This is a genomic window from Dyadobacter diqingensis, assembly GCF_024220585.1.
In the GTDB taxonomy this organism is placed as follows: domain Bacteria; phylum Bacteroidota; class Bacteroidia; order Cytophagales; family Spirosomataceae; genus Dyadobacter; species Dyadobacter diqingensis.
This window is the reverse complement of record NZ_JAMXKF010000004.1, coordinates 172,395-196,345: the sequence shown is the minus strand read 5'-3', so window position 1 is coordinate 196,345 and position 23,951 is coordinate 172,395. Positions and strand designations below refer to the sequence as shown.

At 45.2% G+C, this 23,951-nt stretch carries 12 protein-coding genes; 1 reads left to right on the top strand and 11 read right to left on the bottom strand.

Annotated elements, in window-relative coordinates; genetic code table 11:
* Positions 1-20 precede the first annotated feature (20 nt).
* Entirely contained in the window at positions 21-485 is a 465-nt protein-coding gene (locus tag M1L62_RS13230; protein ID WP_254560058.1) for a (2Fe-2S)-binding protein, read from the bottom strand.
* A 463-nt stretch (positions 486-948) separates the two neighbouring features.
* Here M1L62_RS13230 and M1L62_RS13225 point away from each other — a divergent pair, with 463 nt between their 5' ends.
* Positions 949-4,008 (top strand): T9SS type A sorting domain-containing protein, encoded by a 3,060-nt coding sequence (locus M1L62_RS13225; RefSeq protein ID WP_254560057.1) that lies wholly within the window; start codon positions 949-951, stop codon positions 4,006-4,008.
* A gap of 394 nt (positions 4,009-4,402) precedes the next feature.
* Here M1L62_RS13225 and M1L62_RS13220 read toward each other — a convergent pair whose 3' ends face one another.
* The 10 genes from M1L62_RS13220 to M1L62_RS13175 form a co-directional block, all read right to left on the bottom strand.
* Positions 4,403-6,019 carry a sodium:solute symporter family transporter gene (locus M1L62_RS13220; RefSeq protein ID WP_254560056.1) on the bottom strand — a complete coding sequence of 539 codons (1,617 nt, stop codon included), beginning with the start codon at positions 6,017-6,019 and terminating at the stop codon, positions 4,403-4,405.
* Positions 6,020-6,067: 48 nt separating this feature from the next.
* A complete protein-coding gene (locus M1L62_RS13215) occupies positions 6,068-8,194 on the bottom strand; it encodes an alpha-glucuronidase family glycosyl hydrolase (RefSeq protein WP_254560055.1) in 2,127 nt (708 codons plus the stop codon).
* 80 nt (positions 8,195-8,274) lie between these two features.
* A complete protein-coding gene (locus M1L62_RS13210) occupies positions 8,275-10,944 on the bottom strand; it encodes a sialate O-acetylesterase (RefSeq protein WP_254560054.1) in 2,670 nt (889 codons plus the stop codon).
* A gap of 85 nt (positions 10,945-11,029) precedes the next feature.
* Positions 11,030-12,076, bottom strand: coding sequence for an endo-1,4-beta-xylanase (locus M1L62_RS13205; protein ID WP_254560491.1), 1,047 nt, complete (start codon positions 12,074-12,076; stop codon positions 11,030-11,032).
* Between the two features lie 164 nt (positions 12,077-12,240).
* Positions 12,241-14,166 carry an alpha/beta hydrolase-fold protein gene (locus tag M1L62_RS13200; RefSeq protein WP_254560053.1) on the bottom strand — a complete coding sequence of 642 codons (1,926 nt, stop codon included), beginning with the start codon at positions 14,164-14,166 and terminating at the stop codon, positions 12,241-12,243.
* Positions 14,167-14,230: 64 nt separating this feature from the next.
* A complete protein-coding gene (locus tag M1L62_RS13195) occupies positions 14,231-15,919 on the bottom strand; it encodes a glycoside hydrolase family 43 protein (protein WP_254560490.1) in 1,689 nt (562 codons plus the stop codon).
* Between the two features lie 92 nt (positions 15,920-16,011).
* Positions 16,012-17,100 carry a Gfo/Idh/MocA family protein gene (locus tag M1L62_RS13190; RefSeq protein WP_254560052.1) on the bottom strand — a complete coding sequence of 363 codons (1,089 nt, stop codon included), beginning with the start codon at positions 17,098-17,100 and terminating at the stop codon, positions 16,012-16,014.
* A gap of 49 nt (positions 17,101-17,149) precedes the next feature.
* On the bottom strand, positions 17,150-18,202 hold the full coding sequence (locus tag M1L62_RS13185; protein WP_254560489.1) for a glycoside hydrolase family 43 protein: 1,053 nt from the start codon (positions 18,200-18,202) through the stop codon (positions 17,150-17,152).
* Positions 18,203-18,357: 155 nt separating this feature from the next.
* Positions 18,358-20,172: a RagB/SusD family nutrient uptake outer membrane protein gene (locus M1L62_RS13180; protein ID WP_254560051.1), complete on the bottom strand. Its 1,815-nt coding sequence runs from the start codon at positions 20,170-20,172 to the stop codon at positions 18,358-18,360.
* Between the two features lie 7 nt (positions 20,173-20,179).
* Positions 20,180-23,419 (bottom strand): SusC/RagA family TonB-linked outer membrane protein, encoded by a 3,240-nt coding sequence (locus tag M1L62_RS13175; protein ID WP_254560050.1) that lies wholly within the window; start codon positions 23,417-23,419, stop codon positions 20,180-20,182.
* Positions 23,420-23,951 lie beyond the last annotated feature (532 nt).

The following is a 23,951-nucleotide window of genomic DNA, read 5'->3' as shown; positions in this document are numbered from 1 at the left end:
CATCATTTTTTAAGGTCGCATTATTTTTCTGAGACAGATGCCGCACTCATAATGGCAGCCTTTATACGGTTGTAAGTACCACAACGGCAGAGATTTCCTTCCATAGCCTGCTGAATAGCTTCTTCGGTCGGGTTTGGATTAGTTTTCAACAACGCCGCCGCATTCATAATCTGCCCTGTCTGACAATAGCCACATTGAGGAACCATGTGTTCCTCCCAGGCCTTCTGAAGCGGGTGATCACCTTTCTCGGCGAGCCCCTCAATGGTTGTCACTTTTGCAGCACCAATTGAAGAAACAGGATAGCTGCACGACCGGATTGCGACATCGTCTAAATGAACTGTACAGGCCCCGCACAGTGCTTTTCCGCAACCATACTTGGTCCCTTTCAAACCGATAATGTCCCTCAAAACCCACAATAACGGCATATCCTCCAAAGCATCGACTTCGTGGCTTTGACCATTGACTGTAATTGAATATTTCGCCATAGTATTACTATTTAATTTTCCACCTGTTAGAGAACGGTTGAACACACATCATGCTGCATCGCAATCATAAAACAACCTTACAAAGCGGCAAGCATTCTAAAGTAGCACATATTTTTCTTTCAAATAAAAATATGGCTGTATTTCTTGGCTGTCTCAGTACTATCCGTGACTGCCTGAACACAGAAATACACAAGCAAAATCAGACTTCCTTCACCAACCGAACATACTTACCACAAATTTGACGATTTGTGCCATAGTTTCATTTTCTCCCTGCCGTACTTTGCTCAATAAAATTATATTATTTATTAAGCAAATCATATATATATTATGGTAAAAGATGTCCCGCCGGATTAGCCGTGCAGAAGCGTCACCGTTTCTGCACACGACGTTTCAAACTCAGCGCGCTTGCTGCATTACGCAATACATTTCCCACTAAAACATTAATAATCAACCATTTAAACCAATGAAAATAAAATTACTACAATTATTTATTCCAGCCTTATTCATAGCTGCGTTAACCCTGTTTAACACTTCTGCGTTTGCCCAGGTGAGAAATGCGACCGTAAAGCTCAATAAAGATGTATCCTATCAGAAAATCACCGGTTTTGGCGGGTTTGTAAATAGCCCCCAGTTTGGGTACAACCATATGACTGAGGAAGAAATCAGAAAAATGTGGGGCGAAAACAGCGAAGCAGGTTACAACATCATGCGGATCTATATTCCTATCGGAGAAGCCAACTGGCCGCAATCTCTGGCTACCGCTCAGTTGGCGCAATCGCTGGGGTTGAAGATATTCGCTTCCCCCTGGTCCATGCCTGCGGAATGGAAAACCTACAATACAACTGCCTCGCGCTACACGGATGAAAATGGTGTGGTTAGGGCGGTAAATCTAAAAGAGGAACATTATGCGGACTATGCAAAATACCTCGATGATTTTGTAACCTATCTCAGAACCAACGGGGTAGAATTATACGCAATATCCCTGCAAAACGAGCCCGATTATCAGGTCGATTATGCCGGATGTATCTGGACGCCTGCGCAAATGGCCAAGTTCATTCGGGAGCAGGGTGACAAGATCAATTGTAAGATCATAGCTCCCGAAACCGTTGGAATCACTGACAGTTATGCAACCGCTTTCCTGGATCCGACCGTACTGGCCAACTTTGAAATTTTCGGTGGACATCAATATGGCGCAATCCAGTCAGGACTGCTTAATGTGCAGGCGCAGGGTAAAGAAGCCTGGATGACCGAGTACCTGATCAACTGGAATTCCGGAGGCACTTCCCGCAATTACAATTGGCAAAGCGACGCCTTCGACTTCGCCACGAAGATAAATGAAGCAATGCTTGCCAATGTCAACGCGTGGGTACATTATGCGACCAAGCGTTATTACGGGCCAATGGGTGATGGACAATTTGGAACTGTTGCCGGAGCCATAACCAAACGCGGAAATATACTCTCCCATTATGCGAAGTATGTCACAGGTGCGAAACGAATCCAAAATATATGGAACGACAATACCAGCGCGCTGAACGGCTCTTCGTACATCTCCGAAACAGGCGATAAAGTTTTTGTAGTGGTGATCAATTCTTCGGCCAATTCCTATAACTTATCCGTTGATTTGCCGTTTCTTTCTACGTCCGGGAAAGCGATAACAACCACTGCCGCAACAAGTCTAATCGAAACAGATGTAGCATTTACTGGTGAAACAGCCCGACCAAAGGTAACCATCGGCGCATCGAGTATAACGACACTTGTTTTCAGTAAAAGCGGAGAGCGAACCGTTTCACAAATGAGCAGTGAGCTCATTAACTTCGAAAAAATAGATGGAAAAACTACGACCAACCCTGCCTTTGGCACAGTTTACAAGCTAAGCAACAAAACGGTTACATTTAAAACCGACATGCCGCTGATCAGCACAAACACAACTGCTGCCAATGGATATGTGCAGCTCAATGGCAAATTTAACAGACTGGTTTTCAGAGTAGAAAGTTTGTCATCATCCAACCTTTACACTTCTGCCCAAACCACGCTCTATTATGTTGACAAGGACGGGGCAGTAAGGTCGCAAAATTATGGAGATATCGCCTTTCCCAGAAGAGCCAATTTTGACCTGGTTTTTGACATTTCTGAAAATGTGCTTACCAACGGCTGTACCGGAATTATTGGACTTCGGAATAACAATTTCAGCTCGGCACTGACCTTCAAATTCCAGAATGTGTATTTGGCAGTTGGTAATGAAAAAGGCTATAAATTTTCAGGAGTTTACAATGATTCAGACAGTTATCTTTTGGATTGTCTGGACGATGTTGGTTACACTTCCATTGATTTTACCGGATCCACTGGAATCGCTTCACAAACAGACTGGCATGCTGCTGCGGCAAATAAGAACGGGGTCTTCTACACGCAAAGCGGCGTCTTGAATGACAAGACGAACGTCGTAAACGGATCAATCTGCGAAAAACTTGAACTGAGCGATATGGGTGGGGATTTTTACACGCCACTAGGTTTTACGTCCACAACAGGTACATACCGCGCGACATTGAACGGAATGAAAATGTTGGTATTACCGTTTGAATCCAGCATACCAACAGGTGTAAAAGCCTACAATCTGGAATTTACAGATCCAAAAATAATTGGTAAAATTATCACTACTTCCAAAATTCCTGCAAACACGCCGGTATTGGTAACTGGTGTGGGTACCTTCACATTTGAAGGAGCAGGCGCAATTGCTTCATCTCCAAACCTGAAAACGGCTACGGCAAATGAGGATTTTACACTGAGTGCGGCGCGCAACCTGCAAGTGGGGATAACGGGTGGCGTTTACATTGGAATCAAAGCGCCTATCGGCAGCTATTATCTAACGACCAACAATAGCACTTTCACTTTTAATCGGGTAACATCCTTGTCACAGCCATCTGTCGGCTCATTTGATGGCTACTTGGCCCCAGGCCTGGCAACCGCAGTCCCAACTTTGGAAATTACCTTAGATGAAACTGCACTGCCGGTCCGTTTAGGCGCGTTTAGCGCAAAATCTGTGGAAAACACTGTTTATCTGGAATGGACCACGTATTCTGAACAGAACAATGCCGGATTTGATGTCGAGCGAAGCGCAGATGCCAAGAAGTTTGAAAAAATTGCTTCTGTGAAGGGATATGGAAACAGTAATTCAGAAAACCGTTACACATTGACTGATCTTTTTCCACTTAAAAGTACCAGCTACTACCGCCTGAAACAGGTCGATTTGGATGGAACCTATATGTATTCTTCGATCAGATCAGTGAAAAACGGAGATTTAACGCCGGTAATCGTATATCCAAATCCGGTTAAAGATATCCTTACAATAGATCTCAAAGGAAATAAGGTAAATGGAAAACTGGTTATCCTGAACATACTCGGACAGGAAGTTCTCCAATCTGACCTCGGAAAATCCGGGCAAGCCGGGCTTGATGTTTCATTCCTTACACCGGGGATGTATTTCTACCGTCTGGATAACTTCAAAGGCTCGTTTGTAAGAAACTAAATTCCTCTGATCTATTGATTACCAATAAGGTTATGTTTATTAAAAACGCAGGTTATGTCTCAGATAAATGAGGTGTAACCTGCGTTTTAAGTTTTGAACAGCGTTGGAAAGTTTCCGCTCGTGAATTAAGAATATTTGATTATTAACATTAAAGCATAACACAATTTATTATCGCCCGCTGCCGACAGAAATAAATGATTTAACGATGCCTCAATGAACTTTAAAAATATACTGGTTTCAAAAATTGCCAGGATAAGTTACATGGCTGACCCATTGTCAGAATGTTAATATTTTTCCATCTCCGTTTTAACTAAAAGGCCACGGGAAAACATTTTCCCCCGGGGCCTTTTACTGATATGATTACTAAATAATTGCTCCTCAGAAATGATGCTGTCTACCAAAAGAAAGTATACAATGCGATCAGCAAAACAAGAATAATGACAGCTCCAAAAACAAAACCTTTATGGGCTTTGAACATGGAAGGATCAATTACAAGGCCCTTTTTCTCGTCAGGTAAAATGTAGCCCAGCACAAACATTCCTGCGATACAAATCACGAAAACCCAACCCATTCTATCCAAAAACGGCACTTGTGTCCAGTCTGCGAAGGGTAGCCAGTTGTTGTGCATACCCAGTGCTACAATAAAACCACCGACAATGGCAAATAATGCGCCGGCTGAATTGCTCCGCTTCCAAAAGAAACCCATAATAAAAGACGCAAAAATCCCGGGAGACAATAACCCCGTCATTTGCTGAATAAACTGAAAACCTCCTGCTTTATTGATGCCCATGTATGGCGAAATCAGAATGGCCATGATCATCGAAATTACAATTACGATCCGGCCAATGGTTACAAGCTGTGCTTCGGATCTGTTTTTACCAATGTAAATCTTGAAAATATCAAGCGTAAAAATCGTTGAAATACTATTGGCTTTTCCTGCCAGCGATGCGACAATGGCTGCGGTTAGTGCAGCAAATGAAAGTCCTTTCAATCCGGCAGGTAATAAGTTCAGCAATACCGGATAGGCCTTATCTGCAACGATAACGCCATTCTCAGTCATTTCCTGTTGAAACAGCCCCTGATTGTAAAGTGTATATGCAGCAATCCCCGGAAGTACCACAATTACGGGCATCAAAAGTTTCAAAAAAGCGGCAAACAGCAGTCCGTTACGCGCCGTTTTAAGGTCCGCCCCCAGCGCACGCTGGGTAATATACTGGTTGCATCCCCAGTAATTCAGGTTCACGATCCACATCCCGCCTAACAGAACCGTCAGACCGGGTAACTCCATATAATGCGTGCTGCCTTCTTTAAAGATCATATGAAAATGATCATCGTGACTTTCTTTCATCATTTTAAGGCCGTTGAACAGACCTGCTGTATCAAAATTATCCGAAACCAGATTGATGGCAATGTAACTCGTCGCAAGTCCACCGATAATCAGAAAGAAAACCTGTATTACATCGGTAAAACCAATCACTTTCATTCCCCCGATTGTGATCACAATTGAAAAAATAGCAAGCCCCCACATACACAGGTCAAAATCCAGACCTGAAATGCCAGACACGGCCAATGCTCCCAGGTATAAAATTGAGGTCAAATTCACCAGAATGTATAACCCCAGCCAGAAAATTGCCATGATGAGGCTAACTGTTGGATTATAACGTTGGCTTAAAAATTGGGGCATGGTAAAAATCTTGTTCTTCAAATATATTGGCATAAAAAAGAGCGCAACAATTACCAGTGTTGCAGCTGCCATCCATTCGTAACTTGATATGGCCAGTCCCATCGAAAAACCGTTTCCGGACATCCCGATAAACTGTTCAGCGGAAATATTGGAGGCAATCAAAGAAGCCCCGATTGCCCACCAGGTCAAAGATCCTTCCGCCAGAAAAAAATCTTTGGTTGAAGCTAATTCACTTTTCTTCCGATTGTAAATCCAGTAGCCATATACCGACACAATGATAAAGTAGACAAAGAAAATTATGTAATCAAGCGACTGTAACTGCTTCATTGAAAAGTATATTTTGATAAATCTTTAAATTAATTGATGCTAAACCGGCTATCTCATCAGATAAATATCCACCGACTTTTTGACTTCTTCCAAAGTCTGTTTCGGCGGCTCAAAGCCCGCCGGAACCGGTTTTTTGGCAAAAGTCTGTAAATACAAAACCCAGGCATCTCTCCACCAGATCGCCTCTCTATGCTGAACCTTTAATCGCTGGGCAACATCGGTATATACCTGCGGATCCAGACTTCCTTTTGCCAGATCCCACTGCTGCTGCATCCATGACACCGAATCTGCACCGGTGTAAAAACGGGTACAAAGTTCCTCCCACAGCGTTCGTCCGGTGCTAAGCTTTTTATCCCAGCCAACGTGATGAAACCATAGCAGATATGTCAATGGGGTTTTGTCAGGATTATTCCATTGCTGCTCTACCTCTGGCCGGTATTGTGCCAGGGCACTGCTGCCGGAAGCTGTTCTGTCAAACCCAAGACCGGCGGAATCAGCCCGGTGATAATAGACGGCTGTCCAGTCTGGCCGGGAACCCCTATTTTGCCAGGGTTCAGGAGCGAAGTGAACGCCCATCCAGGGCCGGGAGAGTCCAAGAGGCGTGTTGTAATCGACATAGATCTCACGTGATCGCATCATCAGTCCAACGATATTCTCCCGCGCTTTTTGATTACGCGTCAAAGTCAGCTCAGTCCATTCACGGGCTATATCTTCTGAACTAAGCTGATGATCCCAGCTAAGCCTTCCGAATGCATACCAGTTGGCCTGCGCCAGCGGATGTCCCGTCCAGTTTCTGCTGTTTCCTGTATTGGCAACACCAGCCATCAGTGTGCGTGAATATCCATGTAAACTTCCATCTACAACTTTTGCAACGGTCGATCCCTTCCCGTTTACATAGGTGTCCGAATCCAGACATTCCTTGAAAATAGGGGCTTCATATACGGCGTGTGAAGCAAAGCCCAGGTATTCCTGCGTAAGCTGGAATTCCATGCCCAGCGGTGTTTTAGGCATATTCCCGAACAAAGGCGAAAATGGCTCTCGTGGCTGAAAATCAATAGGGCCGTTCTTGACCTGTACAATTACTCTGGGATCAAACTTGCCATCCAGCGGTACAAATTCTTCATAAGCTGCTTTAAAACGGTCTGCATTCGGATCTGCCTTGTAGACAAAAGCACGCCAGACTACAATGCCGTCATAAGGTTTGAATGCTTCTGCCAGCATGTTTGCGCCATCGGCATGTGTGCGACCGTAGTCCTGCGGGCCGGGCTCACCCTCTGAATTAGCTTTTACTAAAAAACCGCCAAAGTCAGGTATTTCTTTGTAGATCTGAGCGACCTTTTCTTTCCACCACGCACGCACCTGAGGATCCAACGGATCAGAAGTCGATAGCCCACCCAATGTTTTGGGCGCAGCAAAATAGACAGACAAATACGTTTTAATACCATACTTCCGCATAACGTCAGCTATGGCGGCAACTTTCGCAATATATTCCTGTGACATAAACCGTGCGCTGGCATTGACATTATTGAGCACCGTGCCATTAATTCCCAATGAAGCATTGGCGCGTGCATAGTCCTGATAACGCGGGTCAACACGCTCGGGCAATTCGTACCATTTCCAAAGAGACGCCCCCGCATAACCACGCTCGATGGTACCATCCGGATTATCCCAGTGATTCAACATCCGATAACGTACTTTAGGGCTGCTTGCAATGTTGAGACCTTTTAACGAACGCTGCATCTGCATATGTCTTAACAAGGCAAAAGTTCCATACAAAATACCGCTTTCTGATTTTGAACTAATAACAATGTTGCCGCCAGACAATTGAATCCGGTAACCTTCATCTTTCAGATCGGTATCAGGTTCCAGCCTGAAAACGATACCACCAGATTTACTCCCCGATAGATTTGTAACAGGAACATTTTTGCCCAAAAGACTTCCCAACCCTGTTTGCAGCTCACGGGACGCACTCTGCGCGATCTCACCTCCGGACGAATTGCTAATAAAAGCTGCAAAGCGAAGGTATTCAGCCTTAATGGATAAGTTTTTAACCGGCTCATATTTAAGCCAAAGCTTGTACCCGTCATCACCGTCAGAGGGTGATGGATCAGCGGCAAATGATGCTGCGCCGATCAGGATAAAACTGAAAAATAATAACAGGAATTTTCTGGTCATAATAAATGCGGTATTGATTTGTGTCGTTGAATAGAATATCTAGAAAGCTGATAATCAGAGATATTAACATCGTACTTGAATTATTTTTTCACATGACGAATATGCTCTGCGACGTTGAGCATGGTATCGATATAAATTTCATTTTGCTGTTCTTTCAAATAATGCAGTAACTCGCTATGCGCCTGACTGGAAACATTCAGTGCATGTTCTCCACCCACACCATGAAACAGGAAGACAAGCAACTTGCCGCTCTGCTGCGCTTGTCTTACGAGCTCTATCATCTGTTGTCCTGTCTGTTCAACCATCGAATAACAATCGATATCCAGCAGCTTCTGTTCTTCAAACGAATGCATTTCATGCCGCACCGCTCTGGCAGCAACAAAATCATCAGAAAGTGTTTGTATAAATTCACCTTCGGCTACTTTTTTATGACCACAGGTGAAGGCGAATGTACGTTTATCGCGACCATCGATGGATTTTAGAAAGGCGTTACACATCTTTATTTCATCCTGAATTCTACCCAGACTGTACTTACTCAGATCATATTCAGGTTTCACCCAGCTCATACCCGGACCGCTCGCATCGCAAGGATGATACAGCGTGTGATTGCCCAGTTCATGCCCTTTGCCCGCCGCAACACGCCAGTCTTTGATCCTGTTGCGGGCTGCGTCCGAGGAGGCTGTCAGATAAAAAGTACCTTTTAAACTCAAAGAATCCAAAGCCGGAATGACGTTATCCAGGTGTACATTCAGCGCGTCATCGTAGGTCAATACAACGGCAGCTTTCTTCCCTTTCCAGGGTTTTGACTCATCCGAAATTTCTGCGTCCGTCCGGAAAGGCGAAGCCGGTAGGCCTTCGGAATTGTAAAAATTGACTCCTTCGGGATTATCCTGCCAGGCGTAGCGGACATATTTCGGTGTCCTTACCGTCTCACTCCACAACTCAATCTGATTTTTGCCCAAAATTTTCACTTTTGCCCAAACGAAATGTTTGTCATAATCGGCCACAGCAAACCAACGCAAATCTTCTCCGTCTCCGGATCGTATTCCATCCGCCACGTCGTCAAACGTCAGGATAACCTTATCGCCCGAAATACTTTGTGATTTAAGCCTTGGACCGCTGTAAACGACATTCTTCTCTTTGTAAGCAAGATTTCGGGCAGAAAGCGCCAGTCTTTTTCCGATGTCTTTTTTATTTAAAGGATGTATATCATTCCACTCACCCAGATCCACTGTAACCGTCACGGCCGTATTCTTCAACGTAAGTGCTTTGTTCTGCGCCTCTCTGATTATAGCTAAATTGCTTTCAGATGGTGTGTAGCTGATATCCTGAAAATTAGGCAGCTGTACTACTAAAAACGGCAAATTTTCATCAGCCCAAAGTCTTCTCCAATCATGGATTAACGCCGGCATCAACGCATTGTAAGCATTCGGATTACTGATATTCGACTCGCCCTGATACCACACAAAACCTTTCAGTTTCATGGGTAGTACCGGAGCAACCATTGCGTTGAATAACGCAGTTGGCTGGTTCTGAGCCACGAGAGGAGGATTGGCGCCATCGGGAATGCCCGCAGGTTTGTAAACCTGCCCGACCTTGTATTGCCAGATTCCTTTTAAATCAATCTGCTGATCGTTAGCCGTCATGAAATAAGGTTTATCCGGTACAAAGCCGCCTATCCCTATCTGATTTGTGACCCTGATGACAAACGTGTTTTTACCCGCTTTCAACAAATCCGACGGAATTTCATAACGGCGGGGTGGATACTGATAAGTGGTGTTACCAATTTTTTTACCATTGACATACATTTCATCAGCATCTATAATGCGCCCCATAAAAAGCTTAACCGGCTTGCCAACCCAGCTTTCGGGAATTTCAAATTCTCTGCGAAACCATACTACACCATCCAGATCTTTAAGACCCTGGTCTTCCCAATAGCCCGGGATGTTAAAGTTTCTCCATCCTTTTGGCTGATACGTTTCACTTTCCCAATGCGCTGTTTTTCCAGGATCGCTTGCGTCGCGTGAATTTGAATTGACTAAAACCGGGCGAAAACTGCGCGATTTCACATAACTGGTGTCTTTGTTACGCATAATGGTTTTCTGAATATCAGCAAAGTCTTTGTAACCGCCTTCACTGATCCACGCTTCAATGGGAGTTCCACCGACAGAACTATTGATAATGCCAATCGGCACTTTGTATCGATCATACAAATCCCTGGCGAAAAAGTACGCAACAGCACCGAAACTTAGCACATCTTCGGCAGTCGCTGTTTTCCATTCTGATTTCGGAAGATCTTCCTTTGGACCGTTAAGCGCTGCAAGTGTCGGAATAAAAAAATTGCGGATATCCGGGTAATTGGCAGATGTTATATCATCAGGAAAACGCTCTTTGACACGCTCCATATTGATGACCATATTGCTTTGTCCACTGCATAACCACACATCTCCGAACGCTATATTTTTAATCCGGATCTGGTTTTTACCTTTTAAAATAAGCTCATAACCAATACCCGCTGGCTGTGCAGGCAGTTGAATTTTCCATTTCCCATCCGTAGTTGTCGCCGCACTGTAACTTTTGTTTTTCAGTGTCACCGTTATCTTTTCTTTCGGCGTGGCCCAGCCCCAAATCGTGATTGGCTGATCGCGCTGCAATACCATATTGTCAGCAATCAGCTGTGGCAAGCGGATCTGTGCCGGTAGAGCGTAGTGTAGAAAAAAGAGCAGAAATGTAAACTTGAAAATCCTCATCGATGAGCCGGGTAGTTGGACAAATTCGGTTTATGCCAAATTTGTCATCATGTTGTAAATGAATGTACGATTTAAACAAAAGCATTTAGAAATTAACTACTCCTTCAAATGCCTTTTTGGGTTGATAATGCTGATCGAATAATAGCGGGTAATCTTTACGATTGGACACCGGGAAATTATCCAGCCAGCTCGATCTGTCAGACACATTCCAGAAGGTGACACCCGTAACTGTGCCTTTATATTTCCTGAATGTATCGAAGAGCATCTTGTAATGAGCTGATTGCTTTTGCATCATTTCATCCGTATAAATGCTTTGATCCGTATCTTTTCGTGCCCTGCGTTCATGCTCCTTGGGATATACAGAAACGTCAAGCTCGGTAACCTGAACAGCCAGGCCTAAATCTGCGAACTGTCTGATAGACTTTTCCAGCTCCTGCTGTGTAGGTTCGTAAATGGACCAGTGACCTTGCAATCCGACACCATGAATCGGGACGTTTTTATCTTTTAGTTTTTTAACCAGCTGATAAATTTTCTCTCTTTTCGCAGCGCTCTCGGTATTGTAATCGTTGTAAAATAGCTTTGCCTGCGGATCAATGGCATGTGCATACTCAAATGCCTTCTGAATGTACTCCTCCCCTATGATCTGGTAAAATTTCGATTGCCGGTAAATACTCTTTCCCGTATCCGGTACTGCTTCATTCACCACGTCCCAGGCGTAAATTTTTCCTTTGTATCGGGTCATTACATCCGTAATATGCTGTTTGAGCCTTCCCAGCAGCTCTTCTCTTGTAACCTGCTGTCCCGAGGAATTCGTAAAAAACCAGTTAGGCACCTGACTGTGCCAGCATAGCGTGTGCCCTCTTACCAGAATCCCGTTTTTCTGTCCAAACTCCACAATCGCGTCCGCATCCTGCCAGTTATAGCGATTTTCCTCAGGATGAATCGGCCCCATTTTCATTGCGTTTTCAGGGGTTATGCTAATGAACTGCTGTTTGATCAGTTCTGCCTCGGGTCCTGACAAATTCCTGGGGGCAACGGCCACACCAACCGGAAAATAATCCTTATATGCTTCTTTAAGAGTCTTCTGTGCCAGCAGGTCAGTCCAGGAAAATAATAACCCCAATACAGCCATACACCGAACCCAAAATCTTAATTCAGATGATTTTATCATTAATTTTTTTGTTTAAGAGAATGAGTTATTATTAGCTGTTGGCCATCGGCTTTTGGCTTTCACAATCGTATAAAATTTCGTTGTTAGTGTTAATCCGACCGCCGAAGGCCGATTGCTGACAGCTCTTATTTAAATAGAATTTGTGAAAACTGAAACAAATCATGTCTCCACACCGGCCAGGTATGTCCGCCGGGGTATTCGCTGTATGTGTATTTTACTCCCAGCTCATCAAATTTTGCACGCATGATTTTGCAATTATTGAAGGCAATATCTTCCTGTCCGCCCATGGATATCCACAGGTTCTTAATATTGCTGTTGATCTTGTCCGCATTGTTTTTCATGAACTCATATTGCGGAGTGGTGAGTGCAGTATTATTGGCAAACCAACCGGAGCTGAATACACCCAAAGACGAGAATAATTCACTATTTCTGATCCCGGCATAAAGTGTTTGCAATCCGCCCATCGATAGCCCTGCAAGTGCTCTGTTTTTTGCATCCGTCTGCACCCGAAAGTTGCTTTCAACAAAAGGAATAGTCGCATTTTTAAGCTCATTTTCGAATGTCTTCAATACATTTTCATTGAACCCCGCTATGCCACCTGTTGCACCTACGTTACCGTCCAGCATGACAATAACCATCGGTTTGGCTTTTCCTTCTGCGATAAGGTTATCCAGAATCAGGTCTGTTTTACCTTGCGTAGCCCAGCCTCTCTGGTCTTCGCCGCCTCCGTGAAGCAGGTACAATACGGGGTACTTTTCAGTGGATTTGTCATAACCTGGTGGCGTGTACACATACATTTCACGCCAGCCACCAAGTGCTTTTGACAGATACTTTTTGATACGAATTTCACCATGCGGAATATCTTTAACGGCATAATAATCACCATTTCGGTACGGAATCTCAATCCCGCTGGCCATGCGGCCCATTCCATAAAAGGTTTCGCTGGCAGGATCAGCCAATGCCACGCCGTCAATCAGAAGCGAGTAATAGTGAAAACCTTTGCCGATCGAATCCGTTGTTACTGCCCAATATCCGCCGGTATCTTTCGCCATTTCATATTTCTTGCCAAGGTCGATCTGAACCCTGTGCGCTTCCGGCGCTTTTACCCGGAATACTACGCGGTTATCGGGAAGGATCTGAGGATATTGTGCCGACCGGATGTTGGTAGCAGCCCGCGTGCCCAGAATGGTGTATTTTGACAAAGACGCATTGTCAACCGGTTTGAAAAGAAACTGAGAAAACATATACAAGCCATTCTTCCATACCTTAAAATCATGCACACCGGGCTCAATGTAATACACATGCGGAACGTGATTTTCGAACATGTAGTCATGCGTCCGTTTACTGAAAGTGATCAGTCTGTCGTTATCACCGCAGGAAATGAAAAGTAATTTCAACTTCTTTTTTGCTTCCTGTGGATCAGGCATCAGCTCCGCAGGCATTTTGGTATTAGGGGCCGACGAAAATCCACCCACCCAGGCGAACTGATCCAGGTTACCCAATCCGAAGTTAAGCGACTGCCCTCCCCCCATGGATAACCCCGCGATGGCACGATGTTCCCGGTCTTTCAAGGCAGGATATTTGCTCTCGATAAACGGGATCAGATCTTTAAGCAGATCCTGTTCAAATGTTGCAAATGCAGCGACTTTGTCGGCCGCCATGATATTTCCCGTAGCACGGTCGTCCTTCATGGCTCTCCCATTTGGCATCACCACAATCATGGGTTCAATTTTCTTTTCAGCATAAAGATGATCCAGAATCAATTGCGGATTACCTCCATTCAGCCACTCCTTTTCATCCCCGCCAATACCATGCAGAAGATATAAGACAGGATATTTTTTCTTTTTACTAAAACCCGGCGGCGTATACACGAGCGCCTGACGCTTACTGCCTACGGTCCCGGATTGATATTGAATGGTATCGATTTTCCCGACCGGGGCTCCGGCCTGCACAGCATCATAACCTTTCGGCATTTCTTTTAATATTTCCTGGGCCTCGCTTACAAAAGTAAGCATCATCAGGCTCATGACTATCGATATAAGTTGTTTCATGGTTTTAATGGGAACGTTGGAAAACGGAAACGTAAGGAGATATAGGACTGTTGGATTTGAAAATTCACCTTGCTGCTTTTTTAAACATCGGATCATTACCACTGTATTTCAAATACTTAAATGAAGCAGAATTGGTGGTCTGATCTCCGGAAGAAGTTGCGTACATACCAAACAAACAACCGATGAAACCGCCCGCTGTTTTGGTACTCAGGTATTTCGCATCCAGCTTGTCTTGAAGCAACTCCCAGGAAGACCCGGTGGTATAGTAAAAACTGTAAAACTCACCCTCCGCCACAATCCGCAGCCTGACTGGCTTGCCATCTTCTGCAATCTGCTTTTGGGCAATCACTTCCATTTTTTTCCCATCGGCGCTGGCTTTGAAAAGCTGAATGGAAGGTTTCCCCTTGTCCAGGGATTTGCTCAGATAATAGAAATGCGACTCGTCCTGCAAAATGGTCAGACCTGCTTTTTCGTTTTCCGATTTCGGTTTGAAATCAAGTTCGATCTCAGCTGTGCAATACAAATGCTGCTGACGCTTGCCAATAAATGACGGATTACCCAGCTCCATAACGGTTTCGGGTTTCAGTTTCATTGTCAGTCCGTTTTGTTTTGAAAGCGAGAACGAACTGCTGTCGATCGTTCTCATAAAAAGCAAAGCAGGATCCAATGATTTTTCAAACGTGAGGGTATACTCAAAATTGCCAAGCTGCGGAAGTGCGTCCTTTTGCTTTACTTCTTTGTAATTAACTGCATAGGTATACTTGATTTCTTTACCGTCCGGATTAATGATTGGCCAATCGTTTTTCCATTCCACCGGTGTAATGAAAGTTTCTCGTCCGGTGTTGTAATAATCGCCTTCATAAGGTCTTACGGCCAGGAAAATGGCATAAGTTTTTCCGTCGGGGCCTTCGACAAATTGTGCATGACCAGCCGAAGTGATCGGATCCTTTCGGTCGTCAGGTAATCCCTTTTGCGTCAGAATCGGGTTGTTTTCATAAGCGATGTAAGGTCCCCAAACGGATTTGCTTCGAAAAACCACCTCTGTGTGGTTGACCGAAGTTCCTCCTTCGGCAGCATACAGGTAATACCAGCCATTTCTTTTCATGATATGCGGTGCTTCAATCCAGACCGGCTTTTTGCTCAGATCTACCCCGCCGTTGACCAACTGTTTTTCTTCACCAATAACCTTCAAACTGACCGGATCAATTTCATAAATCCGGATGGTTCTGTGTCCTGAATACAAAGGGTTTCGATCCGGGGCATCGCTGTTATACACAATGTAGGCTTTGTTGTCATCATCAAAATAAAGAGAAGGATCAATGCCATGAACCTGCGGAACACGTACCGGATTGCTCCACGGGCCAGCAGGATTTTTTGCAGCCACAATGAAGTTACCGTCGTGATCAATATCGGTACAGGTGACATAATACGTTCCGTTGTGGTAACTGATCGCAGGAGCAAAAAGGCCTCGGGTCAGTTTTTCACCCATAAAATCCATCTGTGTTGCACGGTCGATAACGTTGCCTATCTGCTTCCAGTTTTTAAGATCCTTGCTGTGAAAAACCGGAATACCCGGAAAATAAGAGAATGTGGAGTTAACGAGGTAATAGTCAGTCCCTACCTGAACCACACTTGGATCAGGATAAAAACCGGTCAAAATCGGGTTGACCAGCGTGGTTGTCTGTGCCGACGCGCAAGGACTAAAAAATAGCCAGCCGGCTGCAATTGCTGTGCAGATACATTGCTTAATCATCATGTATTAAACTTTATAACGAATTGGTAAATTTTTGAGTAACCGACCTGAACAGAAACACGAGCCAAACAGGTCCACATCAGGTTGATCGTTTAGATTTTTATGACTTTGCCAGTTGCCACGGATTTATAAATGGCCTCAACAACCCGAATATCTTTAAGTCCCTCTTCACCGGGTGCTATCAGGTCGGTATTTGCCATAAGCGCGGTGCAATCGTCATCCAATTGTCTGGCCTGCTGATTTTTGATAGGGAAATTGATAATGGTGCCGTCTGACATACTTCCTTTATTACCACTGTATCCCGACTGTGGTTCGAGTTTAGCCCATCCTTTTTCATAGTTTACCTGAAGGTAATTCATATTAATACCGAAACTGGTCTGGCAGGAAGCTCTCGCACCGCCCGGGAAATCCAGCATAAACATCATTGTTTCCTCGACCTCCTTGTAAATCTCAGGACGGGTGGTAGATGCCTGCGCGAAAACACTTACCGGCTCCTCGCCTGTTGCAAGGCGTGCACCCTGCAAAGCGTAAACACCCATATCCCCCATGGCTCCGCCGCCAAGTGCTTTGTTTTGTTTCCAGTGGTTTGTACGTGCATCGAAATATCCGGCTGCACTGGTTATCATTTTCACCTTACCGAATTTTGGGTCTTTGGCCAACCTGATGATCGCCTGAATATTAGGATCGTGCTGGCAGCGATAGCCTATGGCCAATTTCACTTTGTTGCTTTTACAAGCCTGTATCATCGCCTCACAGTCAGCAACAGATGGTGCCATAGGTTTCTCGCAAAACACATGTTTGCCTGCTTTGGCAGCCCTTACCACGAATTCTCTGTGCATGGATGGTGGCAATACCACGTACACCACATCAATATCGGGGTTATTGGCGATCTGGTCGAAATTCTGATAATTGTAGATATTCTTATCCGGGATATTGTATTTGGTTTTCCAGGATTCCGCTTTCGCAGGCGTACCTGTTACAATCCCGGCCAGATAACACTTCTCCGTTAATTGCAGGGCAGGCGCTAACAGATCGGTGCTGTAATATCCCAGACCAACCAGCGCAATACCAAGTTTTTCTTTTTTGGGACCGGTTGATGCCAACAGCGAATTCCCCGAAAATAACGTGGCTGCGCCGGCCAGTGTTAACGTCGATAAAAAATCACGTCTTTCAATATTCATATCTGTGTTTTCTAGTGTTAAACAGAGTAAGTTGATCTCAATAATGATTTTAGGGATTTATCGTTTTGATATTTCCCTTGTCGTCTCTGAGCAGTTCTCTAACCTTCACATTACGAAGATGTGTCTTTCCTGAAAGCTCCGAATCGTGGTAATACAGATACCATTTTCCTTTAAATTCCACAATAGAATGATGTGTTGTCCAGCCTTCAACCGGGTTCATGATCACACCTTTGTAGGTGAATGGTCCGTAGGGCGAGGTGCCTTCTGCGTAACACAGCAGATGGGTATCACCTGTTGAGTACGAGAAATAATATTTCCCGTTGTACTTGTGCAACCATGCTCCTTCAAAGAAACGGCGGTTGGCGTCGCCCGCCAGTAATGGTTTTCCGTTTTCATCAAGGATCTGAACATCACGTAAAGGCTCAGCAAATGACAACATATTGTCTTTCATCACCGCGATTTTCGCACTTAAAGCAGGTTCATTTTCATGACCTTTTCCAAGATCCGTCATTAAAGTTTTATCATAAGTTCCGGTATGCCAGCGTTGCAGCTGACCGCCCCAGATCCCTCCGAAATACATATAAGTTTTGCCGTCCGTATCAGTGAATACTGCCGGGTCGATGCTGTAACTTCCTTCAATTGGTTTTGCCTCAGGTTTAAAAGGTCCGGCCGGCGACTTGCTCGTGGCCACGCCTATTCGAAATACGCCTTCTTTATCTTTGGCAGGAAAATAAAAAAAGTAAGTCCCGTTTTTGTAAGCTGCATCAGGCGCCCACATTTGTTTATCGGCCCAGGGCACATCTTTTACATCAAGCGCAACGCCGTGATCGGTCACTTTTCCACCGATCTTGTCCATGGAATAAACATGGTAATCCCGCATCTGGAAATGTCCGCCTTCGTCATCCTGAGGCACGTCTGCTTCAACATCATGGGATGGATAAATGTAGATTTTTCCGTTAAAAACATGCGCTGACGGATCGGCGGTATACAAACCATTAACCAGAGGCTTGATTTTCCCGGGTGCTTTCTGGCTGATTACCTGACCGGCACCGGCAACAATAAGCGCAAATGTTACCAGCAGCTTTTTATTAAATCGAATCATCATTTTTAGTTTACTATAAAACTGTAAATCGTTGAATGTCTACTATCCGGATCATATTTCGGCAACATCTCCGGACAAAAACTAACCCTGAGATGCCTTACCGCAATTGGTGCAGTTACATCTCAGGATCGTTGGATCAGGTCTCTAAAAAAATTTTAGTATCCTGTATTTTGTGGAAACTTAGGCCCCTCCACCACCCTGTCAATCTGTGATTGCGGGATTGGCCGTAACATATGAAAATCTTTGATGTAAGGTGCTGCCTCTTTGTTCCATTCCTGCACACGGCGAACCAGTGAGCGTGTTCTTACAAGGTCATGCCAACGCTGCCATTCTCCGAAAAACTCGCGGCTCCGTTCGTCAAGGATAAAATCGAGAGTGACGTCAGCGGAGGTGATGGTCATAGCTGCGACAGCAGCTGCATTCTGAGCCGTGTTATTGGTTTTCCTGAATGCTGAGCGCTGCCGTAAAACATTGATCAGCGTTGCTGCCCTGGATGCGTCGCCCGCCTTGAAGTGCGCCTCAGCACCCGTCAGGTAAACATCGGAAAAGCGGTACAATACAGCAGGGCGCGTGGATGGATCATTGAAATTAGCACCACGACTGGGATCCATGTATTTTTTCAATGCCGGATAAATACCGTTGTTCCAAAGGCTTGGCGGTACTACAATACCCTTAAATGGCCTGGACCCTACAAACTGAGGTGCGCCTGGCACTTCATAATCGGGCAGCCAAACAGCTGTGTCCGAACCAGGTACGGTGGTATAACCGATTCCCCGGGTATTGTTGGCAGTAGTGGCCGTATTGGTTACAGCAGTGTTTGCAATGTAAACCGTGTAAAATGAATTGGCAAAACGTGAATCGACATCACGGTTTGTGAAGGCCTGATCAAGAAAATAGTTTTTGCCAGCACGCGTGCCAATAGTCTGCTTATCCGAATTCGGGCGCATCCGCACATAGGGGCGACCGTAGTAAGAATCGCGGATCATGCCGGAAGTTCCGCTGTTCACAAAAGCACCGGCAGCATTTTTAATGGAATTGATACCACTGTTGTTAGGATAATTCCAGTTGGTGAACCATGGACTCAGGTTTTGCGCCGCACCGCCACCGGCTGCTCCACCGACGCTGTAATAACCATATTTTGGATCCAGCACGTGGTCGCTGACAAACATCGTTTCTTTTCCATAGTCGTTTGCAGGAACAAATGCGTCACCATAATCCTGCCATAAATCCAGACCATAAGCAGATTTGCCGGCAATAATCTCATCACAGATTTTTGCAGCCTGCGTAAAATCACCCGCTGTGTTATTCAACCATCCGCGGGTCAGATATACTTTGGCAAGCAGGAACTGCGCCACTGGTTTGGTTGCCGCCTTTCCAAGGAATGGAGCGGTAGGCTGGTTAGGCAAGTCAGCCGCAGCTTCTGTCAGGTCCTTAATGATCAGCTCATAAACCGCTGCCGCAGGTTGCCGCGAAGCTGCCTGCGAGGCTACGGTTATGAACTCCGTGTGAAGCGGCACATCGCCCCAGGTCTGCACCAAGTAGAAATACCAGAAAGCCCTCAAAAATTTGGCTTGTGCAAGATACTGTTTCCGTGTAGCTTCATTCAGATCAATTGTCTGACCATATTGAAGCACGCCATTCAAGGTGTTGATATCCTGAAAAGCAACACCCCAGGCCGACCCAAAGTTACTGCTGTTCAAACCATTGTAAGTATATGCATTACCAGTACCGGCATTGACACCTTGAATGAACTCATCGGTTCCGGCCTGCATTTCGACGGTAAATCCTTCGGTCCCCCATTGGCCCCGAATATCGTTATAAACCCCTGCTATCCCTCCGAGTACGCCTGACGGGCTGTTAAAATAAGAAGGGACAATTTGGGACTGCGGATGCTCTTCGAGCACTTTTTCACAACCGGAGCTGAGTGAAACGATCAGCGCGGCAGTAATCAGAGTTTTTATAGATTTCATGATCGGATTAGAATTTAAGGTTAACGCCCACAGTGAATTGTCTTACCGGAGGATTATTAAGATTTACCGAAATCTGACGTTCGGGTGCTCCACGATCGCTGGAAGCTTCGGGGTTTAGCGTCGACTGGCCGCTGGCATAGCTATTTCCCTCAGGGTCGATAGCCAGATTGTCTTTCACCAAAGGCGAATAGATTATGAATGGATTGGTAAGGTTTACGTAAATCCTGGCCGATGTCGCACCGATCTTTTTGAAAATATTACTCTCGAAAGTATAACCCAGGTTGATGCTTCTGCACTTGATAAACGAACCGTCGTAATACCCGAGCGTCGAGCCAAAGTTTGCCACAGCGCCGCTGGCATCAGGGGCTGGGAAGGCATTGGTTGGATTTGTATCTGTCCAATAATCCGTTTTCACCTGATTCACCCGGCTCTGGTTAAAGAAGGCAAATCCGCCCGATCCTGTGGAGTTACCCGTAAGGTAAGGCACCAGTACTTTCATGCCCATACGTGCATAAGTAACTATGGAAGCATCAAAATTTCTGAAACTGAAACGGGTAGTAAGGCCTCCCTCCCATTTGGGCTGAAAATTACCCAGAAGCTGACGGTCGTTGGCATCAATTTTTCCATCACCGTTAAGGTCTTCCACTCTGATTTGTCCGGGGTGTTGTACAGGAGATGTTTGTTTGGCCAAAGTACCGTTTTCCTTGTCGGCTGTCTGCCAGATACCCAGCTTTTTGTAATCATAAATAACCGAAAGCGGCTGCCCTACAAACCAACCAGCGCCTATGTTGGACAACTCTTGTGGTGTCGTCAGCTGCGTGATTTTCTCCCGGTTGAAGAAATAAGTTGCGTCTACGCTCCAATTGAAACCTTTTGGTTTTCTGATAATATCAAAGGTTGTAGTTACCTCCACCCCTTTGCCTTCCGTTTTCCCAAGGTTTTTCAGCGTAGAACTGGCACCGTTGCTCGCCGGTAACGGAACCGACAGCAAGATATTCTTGGTTTTTTGATGATACCAATCCACCGAACCGGTAATACGATTGTTCAGAATACCGAAATCGATACCAATATCCAGCTGCGAAGTCGATTGCCAGGTCAGGTCATTGGCAGGAAGACTTGTGACGGTATAAGCCAGCTGCTGTCCGGCAGTACCCGTTCCAAAATTATAATACCCCGCCGAAAGCGCACCCAGCGTTGAGTACGCTCCTACATTCCGGTTTCCTGATATACCCCAGCCACCGCGCAGTTTAAGGTTGGAAATAAAACCGGCTGATTTCATAAAACTTTCCTCAATCACATTCCATCCCAAGCCAATAGCCGGGTAATTAAAATACTGATTTCCAGGAGACAATGTAGAAGAACCATCCCTACGAAGGGTCATTGTCAGCAAATACTTGTCGGCATAGCTATAATTAATCCTTCCCATGTACGACAGCAATCCGGTTTCAGAAAACGAGTTACCAAAATCCGAACTCGCGACAGGCTGACCAGAAGCAAGCGAAAAGTTAGATGTTTTGATATAATCTGCGGGTACACCGGTCACAGTGAAGCGGCTGCCCAGCGAGTGGTTTTTAGTATACTCGTAAAGAGCGGTAAAACCCAGCTTATGCTTGCCTGCGAATGTTTTATCGAAATAGAGCAGATGTTGCAGGTTTACATCCCAATATTCCGTATTGCTGATCTCGGCGTTTGAGGATGCCTGTGTTGTAGCGGAATTAAAGTAGGTCAGCGGACCATTGTAGCCATTGTAGTTCGACTGGCTGAAATTCAGACCCGCGTTGAACCGGTATTTTAATCCTGGTAAAATATTCACCTCTGCATAAACGCTGTTGAACGTCCGCAACGCGCGTGTACGTCCCATGTAGGAATCTTTTTTAGTCAAAATCGTAAGCGGACTTACACCAGCTGCATCAATCGAACCTTCCGAAGGGAATGTATTAACGGTACCATCCGCGTTGTAAGGCGATGCCAATGGTGTCAGGCGCACAAGTCCGCCCGGTATGCCGCCTCCACCAGGTGTCTTCTGATACGTGAGCGTGTTCAGCGTATTAAGCCCGATTTTTACATGTTTTCCAATCCGCTGGTCAATAGTCGCACGGATATTGAACCGCTGAAAACTTTGGCTGGGAATAATCCCTGTTTCGTTGAAATAACCTAAACCCAACGAGTACTGCGTATTTTCACTACCACCTTGTACGCCTAACTGATGATTAGACATAAAACCTGGCTTGTAAATAAGATCCTGCCAGTCGGTGGAAATACCCTTATCAAGCGCTTCCTGCTCCTTTTGAGTTAGCACATAGCCGGATGTTCCCGGGCTTGTGCGGTTGTATTTCGCGGCATCGGATTTAAACTGCGCATATTCCGGACCGTTCATCACATTGAACTTACCCATAACCCGCGTTTCTCCGTGATAGCCATCATAGCTGAATACCGGCTTGCCCACTTTTCCTCTTTTTGTGGTAACCAAAATTACCCCGCCGGCGCCACGCGAACCATAAATCGCTGTTGCGGATGCATCTTTCAACACTTCCAGGCTAAGGATATCGTCGGGATTTATGTCATTCAGACCGCCGAATGGTATCCCATCAACCACCACCAACGGGCCATCCAGGCCGTCGCTTGATCCTGAACTCGTTGTTAGCGTCCGGTTTCCCCTGATCCTGATCTGCCCCTGAGAACCAGGCGTACTCCCGTTACTTATGATGGAAACTCCTGCTGCGCGACCTTTCAATTGATTTATCAGGTTTGGCGCGGGCACTTCTTTCAATGTACTTTCACTTACCGAAACAACGGATCCGGTCACATCCCTTTTACGCTGCACTCCATACCCTACCACCACTACTTCATCCAGTACTTTGTTATCTCCTTTTAGCGAAACGTTGATCTGTTTTTGTGATCCGACCGTAATTTCCTGTGAAACATAACCCACCAGAGATACTACCAAAATTGCATTTCCTCCATCGACGTTGAGTTTGAAATTCCCATCGGCGTCTGTGATGGTACCTCTTGTGGTAGATTTTATGAGAATACTCGCGCCGGGCACGCCAACGCCGTCCTCACCCGTCACCTTACCGGTAATTTCTATATCGGCAACTGACGCGGATCTTTGCTTCATGTTATGGTTGACCAAAGCTGTACCGCCGGTAAAAGCACTGGCCGAAGTCCCGCCCAGCAATAAAATGGGAAGGGCGGATAAACCCGCGATCCTTGCCAACATGTTACGGTTTAATAGACAGTCATGCATAATTTAATTATGGGTTAATGTTTTAGATTTAATGAATTGCGGAGCCGAAATAGCTGCCATTCGTGATGGGAAATACCTGAGCGCCGGCCGGTATTTCTTAAAGGCGTATAGTATCATGTCATAGAATTTGGGTTAGATAAAATATTTAAATTAGTGTCAATTTGACAATACTAAATTTCGGCATAGTTATAGATCCCTGATGTGGCCGCTTATGTTATGAGCTCAGATTCATAATGACGATCCAAACTGCTAACAAGTACTAAGCGTATGCACCAAGACAGTCCATAATTTTTTCCAGATATTATTTGATTTATTTCCTACAAAAGTAATTCACGGCAATGCTCAGGTGTGAGCATATTTGTTCATTTTACAGATACAATTGTTCAAATGCGCGAAAAAAATGCCCGATTCTGTGACAAACTTGTATTTTTAGCATTATTTTTCGTTTGCGGAAAATAATCCGGTATGTCAAAGCCTCGAAGTTTTTTCCACGCTTAACGGGCAACCTCAAATCCTGTCGTCATGGAACAGG